We start from the raw sequence: 18,816 nt of genomic DNA on the forward strand, positions 1-18,816 counted from the left end.
GAAGATCGTTCGGCTGAAGCCCTGCGGAGCCCCCCCCGCCGAGAGGCGACCGCCATCCGTGCCCACCTCGGACGACCCCGACCGCGATTCCCCCGTCCGGTCGGGGTCTTTTCCTGCCCGCACCCCGGGTGGCGGCGTCCGCTTGACTTGGAGTGCTCTCCAATTCGTAGCGTGCGAGACATGACCACTGCACAGCACAAGATCGGTTCCGGTTTCGGCGCCCGGAGCACCGCCGACGAAGTCCTTCAGCACGTCGACCTCGCCGGGAAGCTGGCGATCGTCACGGGCGGGTACTCCGGCATCGGCCTGGAGACGACGCGCGCGCTCACGAAGGCGGGCGCCCGGGTCGTCGTCCCCGCGCGGCGCCCCGACCCGGCGCGCGAGGCGGTGCACGGCATCGAGGGCGTCGAGGTGGACGAACTCGACCTCGGTGACCTCGACAGCGTCCGCGGCTTCGCCGAGCGGTTCCTCTCCACGGGCCGCACCGTCGACATCGTCATCGACAGCGCCGGAATCATGGCCTGCCCCGAGACCCGTGTCGGCCCCGGCTGGGAGGCCCAGTTCGCCACCAACCACCTCGGCCACTACGCGCTCGTCAACCGGCTCTGGCCCGCGATCGCGCCTGGCGGAGCGCGTGTCGTCTCCGTGTCCTCCACCGGCCACCACGCCTCGGGGATCCGCTGGGACGACCCGCACTGGAAGACCGGCTACGACAAGTGGGAGGCGTACGGGCAGGCCAAGACCGCGAACGTGCTGTTCGCCGTCCAGCTCGACCGGCTCGGAAAGGAGTCGGGCGTACGGGCCTTCGCACTGCACCCCGGCGGCATCCTCACGCCGCTCCAGCGGCACCTCCCCAAGCAGGAGATGGTGGAGCGCGGCTGGATCGACGAGGACGGCAAGCTGCTGCACCCCGACGTCTTCAAGTCGCCCGAGCAGGGCGCGGCCACGCAGGTCTGGGCGGCGACCTCCCCGCGACTGGCCGGCATGGGCGGCGTCTACTGCGAGGACTGCGACATCGCCGAGCCCGCTCCGGCGGACGGCGAGCGGACCGGCGTGAAGGCCTACGCGATCGACCCCGAGCAGGCGGCGCGCCTGTGGGAGCTGTCGGCGGAGCTGACGGGCGTGAACGCGTTCGCGTGACGTGGGAAAGCCCGCCGGCCCAGTAGTCCCCCGGCCGCCACCCCGGCCGCTCCGCCACGGTCAGGCCGGGGACTCCTCCGCGCCAGGGTCCTCCGGGTGGACGGTGTCGGAGCGCGACACGCCCTTCCTGGCCGAACCCGCCTCGTCCGTGTCGGGGACGTCCACCGCGGGCTCCCCGTCATCGGGTTCGAACCGGGGAGCCACGTCCCAGGCGTCCTCGCCCTCCTGGACCTGCTGGTCCGGCATGTCCCGCGGGACCGGGTCGGTGTTCGGATCTATCCCCTCGGGCCGGTACTCGGTCATGCTGCACCCCTTCTTCGACAGTTCGACGGTCGACGGGTCGGCCCGCCCCGCACAGGACGGCCCGCGCACTCGTGCAAGGCCGTCTTCGGCCCGGCACGAGTACCTCCGGAGTGATCGGCGAAACCGCCCTTCCGCGGCTCAGTGCGGCGCCCGCTCCTCCAGCGCGGTGCGCCAGGCCGGGGACGGGCTCGCGCCGGCCGGCTCGGCACGCCGGCCGCCCCGGGCGAAGAAGTCGGCGAGCGGCAGGATGGCGGCACCGACGGTGACCGCGTCCGGGCCCAGCTTGCCGAGGTCGATGGAGACCCGCTCGGCGGGATAACGCAGGGAGTACGCGACCGCGTGCCGGCGTACGGCGGGCAGGAACCGGGCGCCGAGCTGGAGGCCCGCCCAGCCGCCGATGAGTATGCGCTCCGGCTGGAAGAGGTTGATGAGGTCGGAGAGACCGGCGCCCAGATACTCGGCGGTCTCCTCCAGCACCGCCAGCGCCACCGCGTCCGGCTCGACGAGCCCGGAACCCCCGGCGTCCCCTGCATCGCTCGTGTCCCCGGCGTCGCCGGGTGGATAGGCCGCCGCGAGCATCGCGGTCAGCGCGGTCTCCTCGTCGACGCCCTCCGGCGGGCGTCCGCCCTCCTCGCGCCAGCGCTCCAGGAGTGCCTCCGCTCCCGCGTACGCCTCCAGGCAGCCCAGGGCACCGCACCGGCAGCGGCGCCCCCTGACTCGTACCGTCAGATGCCCCCACTCCACCGCCCTGCCGTACTCCACGTCCTCGGTGACCAGGCAGGCGCCGACGCCGGAGCCGAAGAGGACCACGACCGCGTTGCGGGCGCCGCGGCCGTTGCCGAACCACATCTCGGCCTGGCCGAGGGTGCGGGCGCCGTTGTCGGCGAAGTACGGGACGGTGTCGGGGAGTTCGCAGGTCGACCGGAGCAGGGATTCCAGCGGGACGGCGTCCCAGCCCATCGTCTGGCCGTGCACGACCGCACCACGATCGGGAGTGCGGGCCACTATGCCGGGAACACCGATGCCGACGCCGAGGAGCTGCTCGGGCGCGATGTCGGCCGCAGCCAGCACCTCGGCAATGCCGTCGCGGATGTGACCGACGATGACCTCGACGTCGAAGCCCATGTGCTCCAACGGCCGCTCGGTGCGGGCGAGTTCGGTGAGGGTGAGGTCGAAGAGCTCGACGCGGACGCGGGTCTCGCCGACGTCGACGCCGATCATGTGGCCGCTCGCGGGCGCGACTCGCAACAGGGTGCGCGGGCGGCCGCCGTCGGAGTCGACGCTGCCCGCCTCCTCGACCAGTCCGTCGGCGACCAGTTCGGCCACCACGTTGCTGATCGAGCCGGAACTCAGTCCGGTGGCCGGGCCCAGTTCGTAGCGGCTCATCGGCCCGTCGAAATACAACCGTTGCAGTACGGCGGTTCGATTGCCCCGCCGCAGGTCACGGACTGTCCGCCCGTTCCGCCCCGTCATGTGGCTCCCCTCCGGTTCGCCCGGCTTGCAAGATACCGCTGCGCGATCCCTTGACGCGACTTTCTTCCGAGTCTTAACTCACATCCTAAATTAAGTCGTGAGGGTCGTTCGAGAAGTGAACACTCGCAAGGGACGTGTGCGCGGTGTCATCACCTGTCGCGGACGCCGTCACGACGCTCCTTCCGAAAGGGACGCCTGAGCCATGCGCAGAATCCGAGCCGCGGCCGCCGGTGCGGTCACTGTCTCCATGCTGACCGCCGTGACCGCCTGTGGCGGCGGCTCGTCGACGGACGGCGGATCCAACGACTCGCCCAAGACGCTGACTTACTGGGCCTCCAACCAGGGTGCCAGTGTCGAGGTCGACAAGAAGGTCCTCCAGCCCGAACTCGACAAGTTCGAGAAGGAGACCGGGATCAAGGTCGAGTTGGAGGTCGTGCCCTGGTCCGATCTGCTCAACCGGATCCTCACCGCCACCACTTCGGGTCAGGGCCCCGACGTCCTGAACATCGGCAACACCTGGAGCGCCTCCCTCCAGGCCACCGGAGCACTGCTGCCCTGGGACGCCAAGAACTTCGACAAGATCGGCGGCAAGGACCGCTTCGTCGACTCGGCGCTCGGCTCCACGGGCGCGCAGGGCAAGGACCCGGCCGCCGTGCCGCTCTACTCGATGGCCTACGCGCTCTACTACAACAAGAAGATGTTCGCCGACGCCGGCATCGCGAAGCCGCCGACCACCTGGGACGAGTTCGTCGCCGACGGCAAGAAGCTCTCCAAGGGCGGCAAGTGGGGCGCGGCCTTCGAGGGCTCCAACCCGTCGGAGAACATCCACCACGCGGTCGTCTTCGCCAAGCAGCACGGGGCGGACTTCTTCACCGCCGACGGCAAGCCGGACTTCACGAACGACGGCGTGGTCGAGGGCGTCAAGCAGTTCGTCGACCTGATGGCCAAGGACAAGGTCGTCGCGCCGGGCAACGCCGAGTACGCGCAGAACCAGTCCGTCAGCGACTTCGCCAAGGGCAAGACGGGGATGCTGCTGTGGCAGTCCGCGTCCGCCAACCTCGAGTCGCAGGGCATGAGTCCGGACGACTACGGCATCGCCCCGGTGCCGGTGCAGTCGGGCACCCCGGGGACCGGTGAGAACGTCAACTCGATGGTCATGGGCATCAACATGTCCGTCTTCAAGAACTCCGACAACCTCGACGGCGCGACCGAGTTCGTGAAGTTCATGACCAGCGACGCCGAGCAGAAGATCCTGAACACGGCGTACAGCTCCATCCCGCCGGTCAAGACCGCGCAGGCGGACTCGGCCTTCAACACCACGGCTAACGTGGTCCTGAAGGACACTCTCGCCAAGAGCGCGATCGCGGCTCCGCAGGTCGCCGACGAGTCCCAGTTCGAGACCGCCGTCGGTACGGCGATCAAGAACCTGTTCGCGAGCGCCGCCGGCGGAAGCCCGGTGACCACGGAGTCGGTGAAGGCCGAACTCGAGAAGGCCCAGACGCAGATGCCTACCAAGTGAGCGCGAGCACAAAAATGACCACCACGACCGCCTCCCCCGAGGCCGGCGATCGAACGGTGCGCAAGGATTCCCCCGGTGCGGCGCGCGGCCCGCGCCGCCCCGGGCGGATCAAACGCATCGGACTGCCCTACCTGCTGCTTCTGCCCGCCCTGATCCTCGAACTGCTGGTCCACCTGGTGCCGATGGTGATCGGCGTCGTGATGAGCTTCAAGGAGCTCACGCAGTTCTACATCCGTGACTGGGGAACCGCTCCCTGGTCCGGCGTGGACAACTACAAGGTGGCCGTCGACTTCGACGCGCCGGTCGGCAAGGCGCTGCTCGACTCGTTCTTCGTCACCGTGGGCTTCACCGTGCTGTCGGTCGGCCTGTGCTGGCTGATCGGCACAGCCGCCGCGATCTGCATGCAGGACGCCTTCCGGGGCCGCGGTCTGCTGCGCGCCCTGTTCCTGGTGCCGTACGCGCTGCCCGTGTACGCGGCCGTCATCACCTGGGTGTTCATGTTCCAGCACGACAACGGCCTGGTGAACCACGTCCTGCACGACCAGTTGGGGATCACCGACAAGCCGTCCTTCTGGCTCATCGGGGACAACGCCTTCTACGCCCTGCTCACGGTGTCGGTGTGGAAGGGCTGGCCGTTCGCCTTCCTCATCGTCATGGCGGGCCTGCAGAACATCCCCAAGGACCTGTACGAGGCGGCCGCGCTCGACGGCGCGGGCGTCTGGCAGCAGATCCGCCGGATCACCCTGCCGTCGCTGCGCCCGGTCAACCAGGTGCTGGTGCTGGTTCTGTTCCTGTGGACGTTCAACGACTTCAACACGCCGTTCGTCCTGTTCGGCAAGAGCGCCCCGGCGTCCGCGGACCTCATCTCGGTGCACATCTACCAGGCGTCCTTCGTCAGCTGGAACTTCGGCACCGGCTCCGCCATGTCCGTCCTGCTGCTGCTCTTCCTGCTCGTCGTGACGGGCGTCTACCTCCTGCTGACCACCCGAGGAAGGAAGGCTGCCGATGTCTAGCCCCTCCACGACGGCCTCCCGATCGCCGATGGCGCCACCGCGGTCCTTCCTGTGGACCCGGCGGATCTTCCTCACCCTGCTGACCGGCTTCGTCCTGGTACCGGTCTACGTGATGATCTCCAGCTCGCTGAAGCCGTTGCAGGACGTGCAGGAGAAGTTCGAGTGGGTGCCGAGCGGACTGACCATCCGCCCGTACATCGACATCTGGTCGACGATCCCGCTGGCCCGGTACTTCGTGAACTCGCTGATCGTGGCCGGTGCGGCGACAGCCTGCTCGGTGGTGATCGCGGTCTTCTCGGCGTACGCCGTCAGCCGCTACAACTTCCGGGGCAAGCGCGTCTTCACGGTCACCGTGCTGTCCACCCAGATGTTCCCCGGCATCCTCTTCCTGCTGCCGCTGTTCCTCCTCTACGTCAACATCGGCAACGCCACCGGTATCGCCCTGTTCGGATCCCGCGGCGGCCTGATCCTGACGTATCTCACCTTCTCGCTGCCGTTCTCGATCTGGATGCTGATCGGGTACTTCGACTCCGTGCCGCGCGATCTGGACGAGGCGGCACTGGTGGACGGCTGCGGCCCGCTCGGCGCGCTGTTCCGGGTCGTCGTACCGGCCGCGATCCCCGGCATCGTCGCGGTCGCCGTCTACGCCTTCATGACCGCCTGGGGGGAAGTGCTGTTCGCGTCGGTGATGACCAACGACCAGACCCGCACCCTCGCCGTCGGTCTCCAGGGCTACTCCACGCTCAACAACGTCTACTGGAACCAGATCATGGCCGCGTCGCTCGTCGTCAGCGTCCCCGTGGTCGCCGGCTTCCTGCTGCTCCAGCGCTTTCTGGTCACCGGGCTCACCGCGGGAGCCGTCAAGTGACCAACTCTCCTCTCCCCGAAGGGACTTCCGTGACCATCGACCTTGCCGCCCTCCCCGAGGACTTCCTGTGGGGCACGGCCACGTCGGCCTACCAGATCGAGGGCGCCGTCGCCGAGGACGGCCGCTCCCCCTCCATCTGGGACACCTTCTCGCACACCCCCGGCAAGATCGACAACGGCGACGACGGGGACCTCGCCTGCGATCACTACCACCGCTGGCGCGAGGACATCGGCATCATGCGCCAACTGGGCACCAACGCCTACCGGTTGTCCGTCGCGTGGCCTCGTGTCGTACCGGGCGGCGACGGCCCGGTCAACGCCAGGGGGCTCGACTTCTACGACGGGTTGATCGACGCCCTGCTGGAGGCGGGCATCACCCCGTCCGTCACGCTCTACCACTGGGACCTGCCGCAGGTCCTCCAGGACCGGGGCGGCTGGCCCGCCCGCGACACGGCCCACCACTTCGCCTCGTACGCGGCGGTCGTCGCGGAGCGCCTCGGTGACCGCGTCAAGCACTGGACCACCCTGAACGAGCCGCTCTGCTCGGCCTGGATCGGACACCTGGAAGGCCGGATGGCCCCCGGCTGGACGGACCTCACGGCCGCTGTCCAGACGTCGTACCACCTGCTCCTGGGTCACGGACTCGCCACCCAGGCGATCCGCGCGGCCGTCCCCGGCGCCCAGGTCGGCATCGTCAACAACCTCTCCTACATCGAGCCCGCCACCGACCGCCCCGAGGACGTCGCCGCCGCCCGCCGGCTCGACGGACACACCAACCGCTGGTGGCTCGACCCGGTGCACGGCCGCGGCTTCCCCGAGGACATGCGGGAGGTCTACGGGGTCGAACTCCCGGAGCAGCAGGGCGATCTGGAGATCATCGCGGAGCCCCTGGACTGGCTGGGCCTCAACTACTACTTCCCGTCCACGGTCGCCGACGACCCCACCGGGCCGGCGCCCCGCGTGCGTACGGTCCGCCGCCTCGGCCTGCCCCGCACCGGCATGGACTGGGAGGTCGACTCCATCGGTATCGAGAACCTCCTGCTCCGCCTGACTAACGACTACGGCGCCCGCAAGATCTACGTCACCGAGAACGGCTCCGCCTACCCCGACGTCGTACGCCCGGACGGGACCGTCGACGACCCCGAGCGGACCGAGTACCTGGAGCAGCACCTCGCGGCCTGCGCGTCCGCCGCCGCCCAGGGCGTTCCGCTCGCCGGCTACTTCGCGTGGTCGCTGCTCGACAACTTCGAGTGGGCGTACGGCTACGACAAGCGCTTCGGGCTCGTGCACGTGGACTACAAGACGCAGCGCCGCACGGTGAAGGGAAGCGGTCACCGGTACGCGGACATCATCCGGGCACACGCCAGGAAGCGACGGAACGCCGCCTGACGGCCGGTTCGGCCTCCGGTGGGCCCCACCCCGGTCAGGGTGGGGCCCACCGGCTTGTCCACACCCCGTGGGCCCCCGCTCCGCGCGCGATCCGGCCGGTCGGCTCTCCGCTCAGCTCTCCGTGACCGCGAGCACGATCTTGCCCTTGTTGTCGCGCTGTTCCAGCCGTTCGTGTGCCGCGCGCGCACGCTCCAGCGGGAGCACCGTCTCGACGGGGACGCGGTACGTTCCGGCCGCCACCCGCTCGGCCAGTTCCCGCAGGTCCGCGCGAGGGTCGTAGCCGTGGATCTGGAGGTTGGTGAGCTGGAAGCCGAGGACGGACGCGTTCTTCGGGTAGAAGTCGCGGGTGTCCACGGTGCTCGTCTCCAGGGCGACGTTGGCGAGGGCGACGACCCGTCCGCCGTGGCCGATCTCGCGCAGGCTGCGCCCGAAGGCACGGCCGCCGACGGTGTCGAGGACGATGTCCGCGCCGCGCCCGTCCGTCAGCCGCAGCACCTCCTCGACCTCGGCGTCGTCGGGGTGCGCCGAGGTGTCGATGACGGATTCGGCGCCGAATCCGGCCGCCCAGGCGGTCTTCTCCGGTGAGCCGGCCATCGCGATGACCCGCGCGCCGGTCCCGGCTGCGATCTGTACGGCCGCGCTGCCGACCCCGCTCGCGGCGGCCTTCACCAGCACGGTGTCGTCCTTGGTCACCCGGGCAAGGGTGCGCAGGCAGTACCAGGCGGAGAGCCACGCGACGGGCAGGGCCGCGGCCTCCGTGAGGTCCACGCCGTCCGGCAGGACGGTCACCCGGTCTGCCGGTACGACCGCCAACTCGGCGTAGAAGCCGGGTGCGTTCACTCCGTCCAGCGCCATCACCCGCTGCCCGACCGCGACGCCGGTCACCCCCTCGCCCACCGCGGCGACGGTTCCGGCCGCCTCCACGCCCGGGATCAGCGGCGGGCGCCCGGCCCGGTGGTACGTCCCGGCACGGACCAGGGCGTCCGCCCGGTTCACGCCCGCCGCGGCAACCCGCACCAGCACCTGGCCGGGCCCTGCGACCGGGTCGGGCACCTCCACTGACACCAGCACCTCAGGCCCGCCGAACTCGTCGATCCGTACCGCACGCATCCGTGTACCTGCTCTCTCGGGAGGACCCACCGGAGCGGCGCCTCGGCACTCGAAGCGGCGACACCGGTTGAACTGGTGTCACCATGCGACACCCCCTGAACCGGTGTCAAGCGCTAGACTCGGGCCATGCCCCGCGTACCCGCCTCCCCACCGCCGCCGAGCGGCTCCGATCCGGCGCCGGATGCCACCGACCCGGCCCTCGCCTTTCCCTTCATCGGCGGGCGCCCCTGCCTGGACTTCGTGGCCACCCTCGGCAAACGGCACGGCGTCACCCCCCTCGAACGGCTCCCGGACCCCGCCGCCCTCGCACGGTGGATCGGCGAGGCGGGCCTGCACACGCCGGACGAGACCGCGCCGCTCCACGTCACCCCCGGCGACCTGACCCACGCCCGCACCCTGCGCGAGGCCGTCCACCGCCTCGTACGCGCCGCGATGGACGGGGAGACACCGGAGCCGGAGGACATCGCAGAGGTCAACGCGGCGGCGGCCCGCGCCGACCTCGCCCCCCAGCTCGGCACGGCCGGACCCGGCTCCGTGCCGCCCCTGCACTGGAAGGCCGACCGGCCCGGACCCGCGGCCCTCGCGACCGTGGCCCGGGACGCCGTCCTCCTGCTCGGCGGCCCGCTGTCCGCCAGGGTCAAGGAGTGCGAGAACCCCACCTGCTCCCTGCTGTTCCTGGACGACTCCCAGGCCCGGCGTCGGCGCTGGTGCTCGATGGACCGCTGCGGCAACCTCGCCAAGGTGGCCGGCTACCGCAACCGCAGCCGGGCCGCCTCCACCCGGTGAAGCGCGACGCGTTCCAGGACCCGTACGAACCGTCCGGCGGGCCCCGGCGCCGGGACGGGGGGAAACTCGGGGTGGGGATGTGGTTTTCCCCACACGTTCACTGCACCTAGGAACGGGAAGGGCCTCAGGGTGCAAGAGCAACGCAGTGAGGACCGTGGTGAGTGGGCGACGTCCGTCGCCCAGCTCGTGAAACGCCGACGGGAGCCGGTGGTCGTCCAGGCCCTGAGATCGGCGGGGGCGGCGACGATCGCGTACGTCATCGCCCTGCATCTCAGTCCCGAGCCGGCGCCGCTCACCGCGCCGCTGACGGCCCTGCTGGTCGTGCAGGTCACCCTGTACGCCACGATCACCACCGGCATCCGGCGCGTGAACTCGGTGGTCACCGGCGTGCTCATCGCCATCGGTTTCAGCGCTCTGGTGGGGCTGACCTGGTGGAGTCTGGCCCTGCTGATCGTCACGTCACTGGCCGTCGGCCATCTCGTACGGGTCAGCGAGTTCGTTCCCGAGGTGGCGATCAGCGCCATGCTGATCCTCGGCGTCACCCGGGTGGGTGACACGGCGTGGGCCCGGGTCCTCGAGACGCTGATCGGGGCGGTCGTGGGGCTTGCCTTCAACCTCTTTTTCGCGCCTCCGGTGTGGGTGGGCGTGGCCGGTGAATCCATCGCGGACCTGGCGCGCCGGATGCGGCAGTTGATGCTGCGGATCGGCGAGGAGGCCGCGGGCCGCACTCCCGCCTCACTGGCGGCGGCCCGGCTGCACGAGGCCCGGCGCCTCGACCACGACATCGTCGAGGTGGACGCGGCGCTGCGGCAGGCCGAGGACAGCCTGAAGCTCAATCCCCGAGTGCGCGAAGGGCTCCTGCACCGGGTCGTGCTGCGCACCGGCCTGGACACGCTGGAGATCTGCACCGTGGTCCTGCGTGTGCTCGCCCGCAGCCTCACCGATCTCGCCAAGCAGCGCGAGCCCGAGCCCCTGTTCGAGCCGCAGTCCGGGGCCGTGCTTGAGCAGTTGTTGTCCGAGGTCGCCGACGCCATCGTCAGTTTCGCCGTGCTGGTGACCACCGACGTGACCCGCAGCGCCGAGTCGGCGGAGGAACGGCTCGCCGCGGAACTCGTCACGGCCGCCGCCACCCGGGACAAACTGGCCCAGCTCTTCCTCGATGAGGTCCAGCGCGACGCCAGCCAGTGGGAGCTGCACGGCGCGGTGCTCACCGAGGTCAACCGCGTCATCGCCGAGCTCGACACGGAGCACCGCAGCCACCGGCTCCTGGAGGAGCTGGACCGGTGCAGCCGCGAGCAGCGCGAACGGTGGCCCCGGCTCACCCGGCTGCGCTCGTATCTGCGAGTTCCGCGGCGGCTTCGCAGGAACCGGCGGCCAGCTCGCCGTCGTTCTAGCTGAGGAAGCCGCATCAGGAAGATTCACATGGACGAGGGGAGCGGACGGATGAGCGACAGTGCCGTGCGGATCGACGGGAACACACTGCACCTTCCGGGCGAGGTGAGGGTGCGGTTCATCCGCACCCTGCGGCTGCCCGAGACGGGAACGCACGCGCTGCCCCCGGGACTCGGCGAGTTCCCGGTCCGCCGCGTCGAGGACTACGCGGACACGGTTCCCGCCGAATGGCGGGCGCGCGGCGGTGTGATGCTGCCGGTGTATCTGCGCGAGGCGATGTGGCTGAGTTTCGGGGGCACGGCGGAACCTGCCGCGCTCCAGGTCGGCGTGGGCAAGGTGTGCGCGGTCTCGGGCAAACCGTGGAGCTCCCGGCTCACCCGGGACCCGCAGAACTACGTGGTGCTGCCGCGTCAGCCGTGGCTCGACGGGATCAACTCCGGCAAGGGGACGGTCCGGCAGTTCGTGGCCGTGCCCCTCGGCCTGGGCGCCACCGTCGAGGGCCAGGTCACCGGCGAGGAGGTGTGGGGCGGCGTGCAGTTGCAGTCGTTCCCGCTGCGCGACGAGGAGCTGCGCGCCTGGCGCGAGGCGGAGCTCCGCAGGGCCCGGTCGCTCAGGGAGCGGGCGGGGTCCGCCGGTGGCTACGGCGGCGCGTTCCCGATGGCCGCGCCTCCCGCGCCGGGCGCGGCACCAGTTGCCGGTGGCCCCCCGGGCGGCGCGCCGAGGCGCTCCCCGGCGATGGGGCTCGGAGTCGGCGGTTCGATGCGCCAGGAGGTCTACCGCGACGACCGGCCGCTCGGTGCCTGGGCCGAGGAGCCCGCCGGGCGCGTGTTCGTGCACCTGGTGACGCCTCCGGAGTGGCGCCGGATCACGGGCGAGGCGCCCCCGCCCTCCCCCGTGGACCGCGCGGCGTACACGAGGGCGGGGCTGCCGTGGTTCGACTACTACGACCAGGACGCCGCCGACCTCTCCCCCACGGACGCCCTCGGCTCGGTGCAGCCGGTCGGCGACTGGCTCGGCGACGACCACGAGCCCTGGCAGCAGCCCTCACCCGGCCAGGTGAAGCCGCTCGGGGACGCGCCGGGCAAGGCGGTCGGGGACGGGGACTGGTAAGCGGGAGGCGGTAGGCGGCGGGCTTCCGTTGCGGCGTACGCAACGGCCGTTGCCGTTCTTGCACTTGTCCGGCGCCGCACGTCAAGGTGGGTGTCACAGGTGAGCCGACCGACACCCGAGGTGCAGGCATGAGCAGTGGGGCAGATCCGACGCGCGGCCCGGACGACGGCGGCTGGACCAGACGCCGTTTCGTCGGCGCGCTGACGGGTGTCGCCGCGGTGGCCACGGTCGCGGCGCCCGCCGCACCCGGGCCGTCGGCGGTCCCCTCCGGGGCGGTTCCACCGACGGCCGGCCCGAGCGAGAGCGCGTCCGGGCCGCCTGTCGGCGGTTCGGAACCCCGCCCGCTGTTCGTGGGGACGTACGCCTCGGTCCAGGGCGGCGGAAAGGGCATCGGCCTGGCCACGTACGACCCGGAGTCGGGCCGTGTCACCGGTACGGGCGCCGTCGTCACCGGCGTCGGCGACCCCTCGTATCTCGCACCGCATCCGAACGGCGGCACGCTCTACGCCGTCGATGAGCGGGAGGCGGGCGCGGTGACGGCCGTACGGCTCGCGGACGACAAGGTTCTCGGCACGCGGAGCACCGGGGGCGCGAGCCCCTGCCACCTCTCCGTGCATCCGGGCGGGCGGTGGCTGCTGAGCGCCAACTACGGCTCGGGCAGCGTGGCCGTGCACCCGATCGACGCCTCGGGCGCGCTCGGCGAGCGAACCACACTGGTCACGCACTCGAGTCCCGCGCCCGGTCCGGGCCAACAGGGGCCGCACGCCCACCAGTTCGTCACCAGCCCGGACGGCGGGCATGTGCTCGCCGTCGACCTGGGCACCGACACCGTCTACACCTACCTCCTGGACGAGTCCAGGGGCACGCTCACCGCGGTCTCCCAGGCGCACACCCGCCCGGGTGCGGGACCGCGTCACCTCACGTTCCACCCCGGCGGCCGTTTCGCCTACCTCGCCAACGAGGTCGACAACACGGTCGCGGTCTGCGCCTACGACCCGGCCACCGGGCGGCTCACACCGGGCGACCCACAGCCGACGGGCACGGGCGCGGGCACGAGCTATCCGGCGCAGATCCTGGTGACGTCGACCGGGTCGTACGCCTATCTCGCCAACCGGGGCCACAACAGCCTGACGCGCTACGCGGTCGAGGCGGCAGGCGCCCGTCTGCGACTGCTGGACACCGTCCCGGTCGGCGGCGACTTCCCGCGCCAGATCGCCTTCTCGCCCGACGAGCGGCTGCTGTTCACGGCGAACCAGCGGTCGGGCACGGTCAGCGTGTTCCACGTCGACGGCGACAGCGGTGAACTCCTGCTCGCGGGCGAGCCGTTCGCCTCACCCGTCGCTGTCTGTGCGGTGCCGCTGTAGGGCGCGGGGGCAGGACGCGGAGGCGGCCTGGTTGAGCAGGACGTGCATCCGCTCGGTGAGCTGCGCGACGGTGTCGGCGGGCTTGTGGAAGGGCAGGCGTACGTCGCCGTTGCCGCGGGCCCGTTCGACGCGCAGCGTGAGTCCGTGCCGGTCGACGGCGAGGGGCTGGACCCGCACCGCGCCGTGCAGGCTGTCCGGCTCGACCAGGCGGGTCAGCCGGTCGATCGCGTCCGGGTGGGCGTCGGCGAGATGCGTGAGCAGTGCCGCCTCGCCGGTGGCCAGCGGGTCCGGATCGGCCCGCGCCAACTCGTCGAGGTCCACGACGACCGTCCCGGACGGTTGGCGCAGCACCGCGCGCGTGGCACGGAACGCGAGATGACCGTCCTCGGGGGCGAACCAGCCGGCCAGCCACAGGCGGGCGCGGATCCGGTTGCGTACCGGAACGGGCGCGACGTCGGCGAACTCCAGGACCGCCGAGGGCTCGCCGCGGGGCGCGCAGATCGCGGCCGTGAGCAACGCGCTGTCGTCCGGCACGTGCAGGAGGATCCTGCCGTCCGCGGCCACCGAGTGCGCGCCGACGAACTCCTCCCGGCCGCCCTCCGCGGTCACGGCGCACGACCATGCCGCGGCGAGCACCGAACGTGCGCGCTCCGCCGCGGCAGGCGCGGCCGTCCAGGTGTGACGGTCACCCATCAGAGTCCTCCTTAGGTAAGGCTTGCCTAACTTATCGAAGATCCGGGTGTACGCCAACCACACACGCCGACCTTTGAGAACGCTTTGACGGAGCGGTGACCGGAGCCGGCCTCAGGGAGCGATCGCGCCCAGCAGAGCCCGTGCGCACAGATCACGCACCTGTTCCCTCGTCAGCTCCGAGCCTCGCAGCCACTCCAGGCAGACGGCGGTGGTGAACGCCAGCCAGCCCCGGACGGCGATCCGCAGCTCAGGCCGCTCCTGCGGCGCCCGGCCGATCTCCGGGTCCGCGGCCAGGGCGGCGAGGATCTGCCGCTCCTGCGCGGCCAGCGCCCGCTGATAGACCTTCCGTACAGCCTGGTCGCCGGCCGCGTCCGCACGGTGGAAGGCGCGGAAACCGTGCGCGTGCTGCTCGACATAGCCGAGGAAGGTGTCGAGACCCGCGCCGAGCTGCTCGCGTACCGGGATGCCAGGCACCGCGGCCGTCATCCGCAGCATCCGCCCGCTCTCACGCTCGACGACGGCGGCGAAGAAGTCCCGCTTGGTCGGGAAGTAGTGGTAGAGCAGTCCGCGCGAGACTCCGGCGATCTCGGCGACCTGCTCGATCCACACCTCGTCGTACGGGCTCTCCGAGAACAGCCGGGCCCCGACCGAGAGAAGCTGCTCCCGGCGCTCCTCGGTGCTGAGGCGACGGCGCACCCGCTCGCCCTGGGTCCCGGACATGCCCGCACTTTACTTGACGCCGGTTCAACAGGGGGACGACACTGAACCCGCTATTGAACTGACGTACAACAGACTCAACCTGCCGCGATACAAAGGGAGATGGCGTCATGGCGGAGGCGAAGGCGGCCACGCTGCCCAAGGGGTTCCGCAGTGCGGAGCTCGGCTGGCCGGAGCTGCACCGTATTCCGCATCCACCCCACCGGCTCCCGCTGATCGGCGACGCGATCGGCGCCAACGTCCGTACCCCCATCCAGGATTCGCTGCGGCTCGGGCGTCAACTGGGGCCGATCTTCCGGCGCAGGGGCTTCGGCAAGGAGATCGTGTTCGTCGGGGGCGCGGAACTCGCGGCGGAGCTGGCCGACGAGTCGCGGTTCGCCAAGCATGTGGGCCTCGGGGTGGCCAACCTCCGTCCGGTCGCCGGCGACGGGCTGTTCACGGCGTACAACCACGAGCCGAACTGGCAGCTGGCCCACGACGTCCTGGCGCCCGGCTTCAGCCGCGAGGCCATGGAGGGCTACCACCCGATGATGCTCGCGGTGACCGAGCGCCTCATCGACCGCTGGGACCGGGAACGGGCGGCCGGGCGTGCCGTGGACGTCCCCGGTGACATGACGAAGCTGACGCTGGAGACGATCGCGCGGACCGGCTTCGGCCACGACTTCGGGTCCTTCGAGCGTTCCCGGCCGCACCCCTTCGTGACCGCGATGGTGGGCACCCTGACCTACGCCCAGCGCCTCAACGCGGTCCCCGCGCCGCTGGCCCCGCTGCTGCTGCGCGGCCCCGCCCGTCGCAACGAGGCCGACATGGCGTACCTCAACCGCACGGTCGACGCGGTGGTGGCGGAACGCAGGTCCTCCAGCGGCGACGGCGATCTGCTCGACCGGATGCTGGACACCGCGCACCCGCGGACCGGGGAACGGCTCTCGCCGGAGAACATCCGCCGCCAGGTCATCACCTTCCTGGTCGCGGGCCACGAGACCACCTCGGGCGCGCTCTCCTTCGCCCTGCACTACCTCGCCCGCCACCCGGAGGTCGCCGCCCGCGCGCGGGCCGAGGTGGACCGGGTGTGGGGCGACACGGCCCGGCCCGGCTACGACCAGATAGCCAGGCTGCGTTACGTGCGCCGGGTGCTGGACGAGTCGCTGCGGCTGTGGCCCACCGCCCCCGCCTTCGCGCGCGAGGCCCGCGCGGACACGGTCCTCGGCGGCGTGCACCCGATGCGGCGGGGCGCCTGGACGCTGGTCCTGACGGCGATGCTGCACCGCGACCGGGAGGTGTGGGGCGCGGACGCCGAGGAGTTCGACCCGGAGCGCTTCGACGCGAAGGCGGTACGGTCCCGGGCCGCGCACACCTTCAAGCCGTTCGGCACGGGGGCGCGGGCCTGCATCGGCAGGCAGTTCGCGCTGCACGAGGCGACGCTGGTGTTGGGGCTGCTGCTGCGCCGCTACGAGCTTCGGCCCGATCCCGGCTACCGGCTCCGGGTGGCCGAGCGGCTGACGCTGATACCGGAAGGGCTGCGGCTGCGCCTGGAGGCCCGCACTCCCGCGCCGGACTCAGTGCCCGGCCGTCCAGTGGCCCGGGCGGGTGACTGATCCCGGCAGCTTCGTCCCGGCGCCTCCCCGGGCCGCGTTCACCTGCGGCTGGGTCAGGAAGAAGGCGCCCGTCAGGTCGGCGTCCGTGAGGTCGGTGTCCCGCAGGTCCGCGCCGATCAGGTCGGCGCCCCGCAGATCGGCACCGGTCAGGTCGGCTGCGATGAGGTAGGCGCCGCGCAGGTCGGCGCCCTGGAGATCGGCGCCCTTGAGGCGGGCGCCCATCAGGTCGGCGCCCCGGCGGTCCTTCGTCCTTGCCCGGCCTGTCCCGGCCCGCATGAGTTCGCTGGTCCGCAGCAGCAGCACGTTGACCTCCTGCCGGTGCGCTCCCACGTCCAACTCGCCGAGTTCCTCCGGGGTTCGGCGGGTGAGCAGCTCGGTCCTGTCGAGCGCCAGGCGCAGGTCTCCGTGCACGGGCCGGGCGGCCTCCAGGGTCAGCGCCTCCGCGAGATACCAGAGCAGTTCGTGGAGTTGGCGCACCACCGGGAACACCTCGAACATCTGCCGGGCCCGCTCACCGGTCCCCTCGCGCCAGTCCCGGCCTCCGTAGGTGATCCGCGAGACCTTCTGGCCCGCGCCGAAGCAGTCGTACACCGTGCAGCCCGAGAAGCCCTTCTCCCGCAGTTCGGTGTGGATGCCGCACCGGGAGTCGGTCCGCAGGTTCGGGCACGGCTTCCCCGCGCTCTTGTCGATCGCGAAGTCGGCCGAGCGGCTGAAGGGCAGCGCGACACAGCAGAGTCCGAAGCACTCGCCGCAGTCGGCCCGCAGTTCACCGAGCCGGTCATGAGCCGTCCCACCGTCTTCTCGCATGGCTCCAGCCTACTGAACTGGGGCAACGCGTTTTCCGCCGTCCCCGAGCCGGTGCGAACGGCGCCGAGCGGGTGCGAACGGCGCCGCCCTGCCTCTGGAGGTTTGGCGGCACAGGGGGTATCGAGACGGCCATGGATGAGACCCCGTCGCTCCCTGGCCTTCCCGCCCCTCCCCCGCTGGGCGCGAGCGCGCTGCCTCCGGGGACGTACGACGGCTCGCTGGTCCTGGTCACCGGCGGCGGTACCGGACTGGGCAAGGCCATCGCGGCGGAGTTCGCGCGACTCGGCGCCGATCTGGTGATCGCCAGCCGCGGTGAGCATCATCTGCGCGCCGCGCAGGAGGAGTTGGCGTCCTCGGGCGGACGGGTGACAGCGGCCGTGTGCGACGTGCGCGACCCCGACCGGATCAGCGAGGTGTACGACGCCTGCGGCCTCCCGGACGTGCTGGTCAACAACGCCGCCGCCAACTTCCCCGTACCCGCGGAGGAGATGTCTCCCAACGCCTGGCGCGCGGTCGTCGACATCACCCTCACCGGAACGTTTCTGATGACCCGTGAGTTCGCCCGGCGCCATCTGGCGGCGGGCACCCCCGGTTCGGTCGTCAACGTCGGTGCGTCGTACGCCTGGACGGGCGGCCCGGGTTTCGCGCACAGCGCGGCGGCCAAGGCCGGGGTGCACAACCTGGTGGAGACACTGGCCGTGGAGTGGGGGCCGTACGGCATCCAGGTCAACGGGCTGGTCCCCGGGCTGATGCCCCACCAGGACATGACCGACGACATCCGCGGCAGCCTGGACCGGGCCGAGGGCCACGACAGGCGTCAGCCCGCCCTCCGGGTCGGCTCCCCGCGCGAACTCGGCTGGGCCGCCACCTTCCTGGCCTCCCCCTACGCCCGCTTCGTCAGCGGCCACACCCTGGTCGTGGACGGCGCGAACTGGCAGCGCAGGACACTCGTCAGCCCGCCGGTGGTGCCGGTGCGGGAGCAGTTGGGGCGCGAGCCCTTCGCTGGCTGACATTCCTCTACGGCATGCCGGGCGCGCGACGAGTACGTGCCGACCGCGCGGGGAGCGCGTATCGACCGCGCGGGGAGGACGGTGCCGGGGGCGCGTGCCGGGAGCGCGTGCCGGGGGCGGGCCGACCGGATGCGTACCGGGCGCCGAAGCCACCGGCCCAAATCACCCTCCGGGCGAAGCGGACGGGCAGCTAGGCCGCAGGCCGCGGGGCGCGGGGCGCGAGCGGCGGACGGCGGACGGCGGGCCGCGGGTGGCGGACGGCGGGCCGCGGGCGGCGGGTGGCGAGCGGCGGACGGCGGGTGGCGGCGAGCGGCGGGCGGCGGGTGGCGGCGAGCGGCGGACGGCGGGTGGCGGCGAGCGGCGGGCCGCGGGCGGCGGGTGGCGGCGAGCCGCGGACGGCGAGCGGCGGGCCGCGGACGGCGAGCGGCGAGCGGCAGGCCGCAGGCCGCAGGCCGCAGGCCGCAGGCCGCAGGCCGCAGGCCGCAGGCCGCAGGCCGCAGGCCGCAGGCCGCAGGCCGCAGGCCGCAG

Annotated in this window: 17 protein-coding genes and 1 pseudogene; 11 read left to right on the forward strand and 7 right to left on the reverse strand. The window is 71.7% G+C overall.

Translation table 11 applies throughout. The features are described from left to right. Nucleotides 1–180: 180 nt before the first annotated feature. Complete coding sequence (locus ACIP79_RS27280) at nucleotides 181–1,140, forward strand: SDR family NAD(P)-dependent oxidoreductase (protein ID WP_401227327.1); 960 nt, start codon at nucleotides 181–183, stop codon at nucleotides 1,138–1,140. Nucleotides 1,141–1,200: 60 nt separating this feature from the next. Here the strand turns inward: ACIP79_RS27280 and ACIP79_RS27285 are convergent, their stop codons facing one another. Together ACIP79_RS27285 and ACIP79_RS27290 are read right to left on the reverse strand one after the other, a co-directional pair. Further along, entirely contained in the window at nucleotides 1,201–1,443 is a 243-nt protein-coding gene (locus ACIP79_RS27285) for a hypothetical protein (protein ID WP_401227328.1), read from the reverse strand. 138 nt (nucleotides 1,444–1,581) lie between these two features. After that, on the reverse strand, nucleotides 1,582–2,916 hold the full coding sequence (locus tag ACIP79_RS27290; protein WP_401227330.1) for an ROK family protein: 1,335 nt from the start codon (nucleotides 2,914–2,916) through the stop codon (nucleotides 1,582–1,584). A gap of 202 nt (nucleotides 2,917–3,118) precedes the next feature. Here ACIP79_RS27290 and ACIP79_RS27295 point away from each other — a divergent pair, with 202 nt between their 5' ends. Genes ACIP79_RS27295 through ACIP79_RS27310 form a run of 4 tightly spaced genes read left to right on the forward strand, consistent with a single transcriptional unit; the run spans nucleotide 3,119 to nucleotide 7,704 of the window. Further along, nucleotides 3,119–4,435, forward strand: coding sequence for an ABC transporter substrate-binding protein (locus ACIP79_RS27295; RefSeq protein ID WP_401227331.1), 1,317 nt, complete (start codon nucleotides 3,119–3,121; stop codon nucleotides 4,433–4,435). A 14-nt stretch (nucleotides 4,436–4,449) separates the two neighbouring features. Beyond that, nucleotides 4,450–5,448, forward strand: a complete 999-nt coding sequence (locus ACIP79_RS27300; protein ID WP_387181082.1) for a carbohydrate ABC transporter permease — start codon at nucleotides 4,450–4,452, stop codon at nucleotides 5,446–5,448. Nucleotides 5,449–5,476: 28 nt separating this feature from the next. Then, on the forward strand, nucleotides 5,477–6,316 hold the full coding sequence (locus ACIP79_RS27305; protein WP_401227364.1) for a carbohydrate ABC transporter permease: 840 nt from the start codon (nucleotides 5,477–5,479) through the stop codon (nucleotides 6,314–6,316). A gap of 29 nt (nucleotides 6,317–6,345) precedes the next feature. After that, nucleotides 6,346–7,704: a GH1 family beta-glucosidase gene (locus ACIP79_RS27310; RefSeq protein ID WP_401227332.1), complete on the forward strand. Its 1,359-nt coding sequence runs from the start codon at nucleotides 6,346–6,348 to the stop codon at nucleotides 7,702–7,704. 111 nt (nucleotides 7,705–7,815) lie between these two features. Here the strand turns inward: ACIP79_RS27310 and ACIP79_RS27315 are convergent, their stop codons facing one another. After that, a complete protein-coding gene (locus ACIP79_RS27315; protein ID WP_401227334.1) occupies nucleotides 7,816–8,814 on the reverse strand; it encodes a zinc-binding alcohol dehydrogenase family protein in 999 nt (332 codons plus the stop codon). 126 nt (nucleotides 8,815–8,940) lie between these two features. Between ACIP79_RS27315 and ACIP79_RS27320 the strand changes: the two genes are divergently transcribed. The 4 genes from ACIP79_RS27320 to ACIP79_RS27335 all read left to right on the forward strand — a co-directional run bounded on the left by ACIP79_RS27320 (nucleotide 8,941) and on the right by ACIP79_RS27335 (nucleotide 13,466). Continuing rightward, on the forward strand, nucleotides 8,941–9,600 hold the full coding sequence (locus ACIP79_RS27320; protein WP_401227336.1) for a CGNR zinc finger domain-containing protein: 660 nt from the start codon (nucleotides 8,941–8,943) through the stop codon (nucleotides 9,598–9,600). Between the two features lie 186 nt (nucleotides 9,601–9,786). After that, nucleotides 9,787–10,998 carry an aromatic acid exporter family protein gene (locus ACIP79_RS27325; protein ID WP_401227365.1) on the forward strand — a complete coding sequence of 404 codons (1,212 nt, stop codon included), beginning with the start codon at nucleotides 9,787–9,789 and terminating at the stop codon, nucleotides 10,996–10,998. A 45-nt stretch (nucleotides 10,999–11,043) separates the two neighbouring features. After that, nucleotides 11,044–12,102, forward strand: coding sequence for a hypothetical protein (locus tag ACIP79_RS27330; RefSeq protein WP_401227337.1), 1,059 nt, complete (start codon nucleotides 11,044–11,046; stop codon nucleotides 12,100–12,102). 128 nt (nucleotides 12,103–12,230) lie between these two features. Further along, entirely contained in the window at nucleotides 12,231–13,466 is a 1,236-nt protein-coding gene (locus ACIP79_RS27335) for a lactonase family protein (protein ID WP_401227338.1), read from the forward strand. On the opposite strand, the gene ACIP79_RS27340 is transcribed toward ACIP79_RS27335, so the two are convergent. Together ACIP79_RS27340 and ACIP79_RS27345 are read right to left on the reverse strand one after the other, a co-directional pair. Beyond that, nucleotides 13,434–14,159: a DUF2470 domain-containing protein gene (locus ACIP79_RS27340; RefSeq protein WP_401227340.1), complete on the reverse strand. Its 726-nt coding sequence runs from the start codon at nucleotides 14,157–14,159 to the stop codon at nucleotides 13,434–13,436. The two genes, ACIP79_RS27335 and ACIP79_RS27340, sit on opposite strands and share 33 nt — an antisense overlap. Nucleotides 14,160–14,270: 111 nt before the next feature. Further along, nucleotides 14,271–14,879, reverse strand: coding sequence for a TetR/AcrR family transcriptional regulator (locus ACIP79_RS27345; RefSeq protein WP_383687838.1), 609 nt, complete (start codon nucleotides 14,877–14,879; stop codon nucleotides 14,271–14,273). 107 nt (nucleotides 14,880–14,986) lie between these two features. Between ACIP79_RS27345 and ACIP79_RS27350 the strand changes: the two genes are divergently transcribed. Then, the gene (locus ACIP79_RS27350; protein WP_401227342.1) at nucleotides 14,987–16,471 is read left to right on the forward strand and encodes a cytochrome P450; all 1,485 of its coding nucleotides are present in this window, start codon (nucleotides 14,987–14,989) and stop codon (nucleotides 16,469–16,471) included. On the opposite strand, the gene ACIP79_RS27355 is transcribed toward ACIP79_RS27350, so the two are convergent. Continuing rightward, nucleotides 16,433–17,278, reverse strand: a complete 846-nt coding sequence (locus ACIP79_RS27355) for a pentapeptide repeat-containing protein (protein WP_401227344.1) — start codon at nucleotides 17,276–17,278, stop codon at nucleotides 16,433–16,435. The genes ACIP79_RS27350 and ACIP79_RS27355 overlap by 39 nt on opposite strands. A 131-nt stretch (nucleotides 17,279–17,409) precedes the next feature. Here ACIP79_RS27355 and ACIP79_RS27360 point away from each other — a divergent pair, with 131 nt between their 5' ends. After that, nucleotides 17,410–18,288: an SDR family oxidoreductase gene (locus tag ACIP79_RS27360; protein WP_401227346.1), complete on the forward strand. Its 879-nt coding sequence runs from the start codon at nucleotides 17,410–17,412 to the stop codon at nucleotides 18,286–18,288. 190 nt (nucleotides 18,289–18,478) lie between these two features. Here the strand turns inward: ACIP79_RS27360 and ACIP79_RS27365 are convergent. Continuing rightward, nucleotides 18,479–18,816, reverse strand: a pseudogene (locus ACIP79_RS27365) (hypothetical protein); the annotation flags it as partial.

The sequence above is a fragment of the Streptomyces sp. NPDC088747 genome (assembly GCF_044751025.1).
GTDB lineage: Bacteria > Actinomycetota > Actinomycetes > Streptomycetales > Streptomycetaceae > Streptomyces.

Coding starts and splice junctions, on each gene's coding strand:
- ACIP79_RS27280 (WP_401227327.1), top strand. CDS start 181: ATGACCACTGCACAGCACAAGATCGGTTCCGGTTTCGGCGCCCGGAGC.
- ACIP79_RS27285 (WP_401227328.1), bottom strand. CDS start 1,443: ATGACCGAGTACCGGCCCGAGGGGATAGATCCGAACACCGACCCGGTC.
- ACIP79_RS27290 (WP_401227330.1), bottom strand. CDS start 2,916: ATGACGGGGCGGAACGGGCGGACAGTCCGTGACCTGCGGCGGGGCAAT.
- ACIP79_RS27295 (WP_401227331.1), top strand. CDS start 3,119: ATGCGCAGAATCCGAGCCGCGGCCGCCGGTGCGGTCACTGTCTCCATG.
- ACIP79_RS27300 (WP_387181082.1), top strand. CDS start 4,450: ATGACCACCACGACCGCCTCCCCCGAGGCCGGCGATCGAACGGTGCGC.
- ACIP79_RS27305 (WP_401227364.1), top strand. CDS start 5,477: ATGGCGCCACCGCGGTCCTTCCTGTGGACCCGGCGGATCTTCCTCACC.
- ACIP79_RS27315 (WP_401227334.1), bottom strand. CDS start 8,814: ATGCGTGCGGTACGGATCGACGAGTTCGGCGGGCCTGAGGTGCTGGTG.
- ACIP79_RS27320 (WP_401227336.1), top strand. CDS start 8,941: ATGCCCCGCGTACCCGCCTCCCCACCGCCGCCGAGCGGCTCCGATCCG.
- ACIP79_RS27330 (WP_401227337.1), top strand. CDS start 11,044: ATGAGCGACAGTGCCGTGCGGATCGACGGGAACACACTGCACCTTCCG.
- ACIP79_RS27335 (WP_401227338.1), top strand. CDS start 12,231: ATGAGCAGTGGGGCAGATCCGACGCGCGGCCCGGACGACGGCGGCTGG.
- ACIP79_RS27340 (WP_401227340.1), bottom strand. CDS start 14,159: ATGGGTGACCGTCACACCTGGACGGCCGCGCCTGCCGCGGCGGAGCGC.
- ACIP79_RS27345 (WP_383687838.1), bottom strand. CDS start 14,879: ATGTCCGGGACCCAGGGCGAGCGGGTGCGCCGTCGCCTCAGCACCGAG.
- ACIP79_RS27350 (WP_401227342.1), top strand. CDS start 14,987: ATGGCGGAGGCGAAGGCGGCCACGCTGCCCAAGGGGTTCCGCAGTGCG.
- ACIP79_RS27355 (WP_401227344.1), bottom strand. CDS start 17,278: ATGCGAGAAGACGGTGGGACGGCTCATGACCGGCTCGGTGAACTGCGG.
- ACIP79_RS27360 (WP_401227346.1), top strand. CDS start 17,410: ATGGATGAGACCCCGTCGCTCCCTGGCCTTCCCGCCCCTCCCCCGCTG.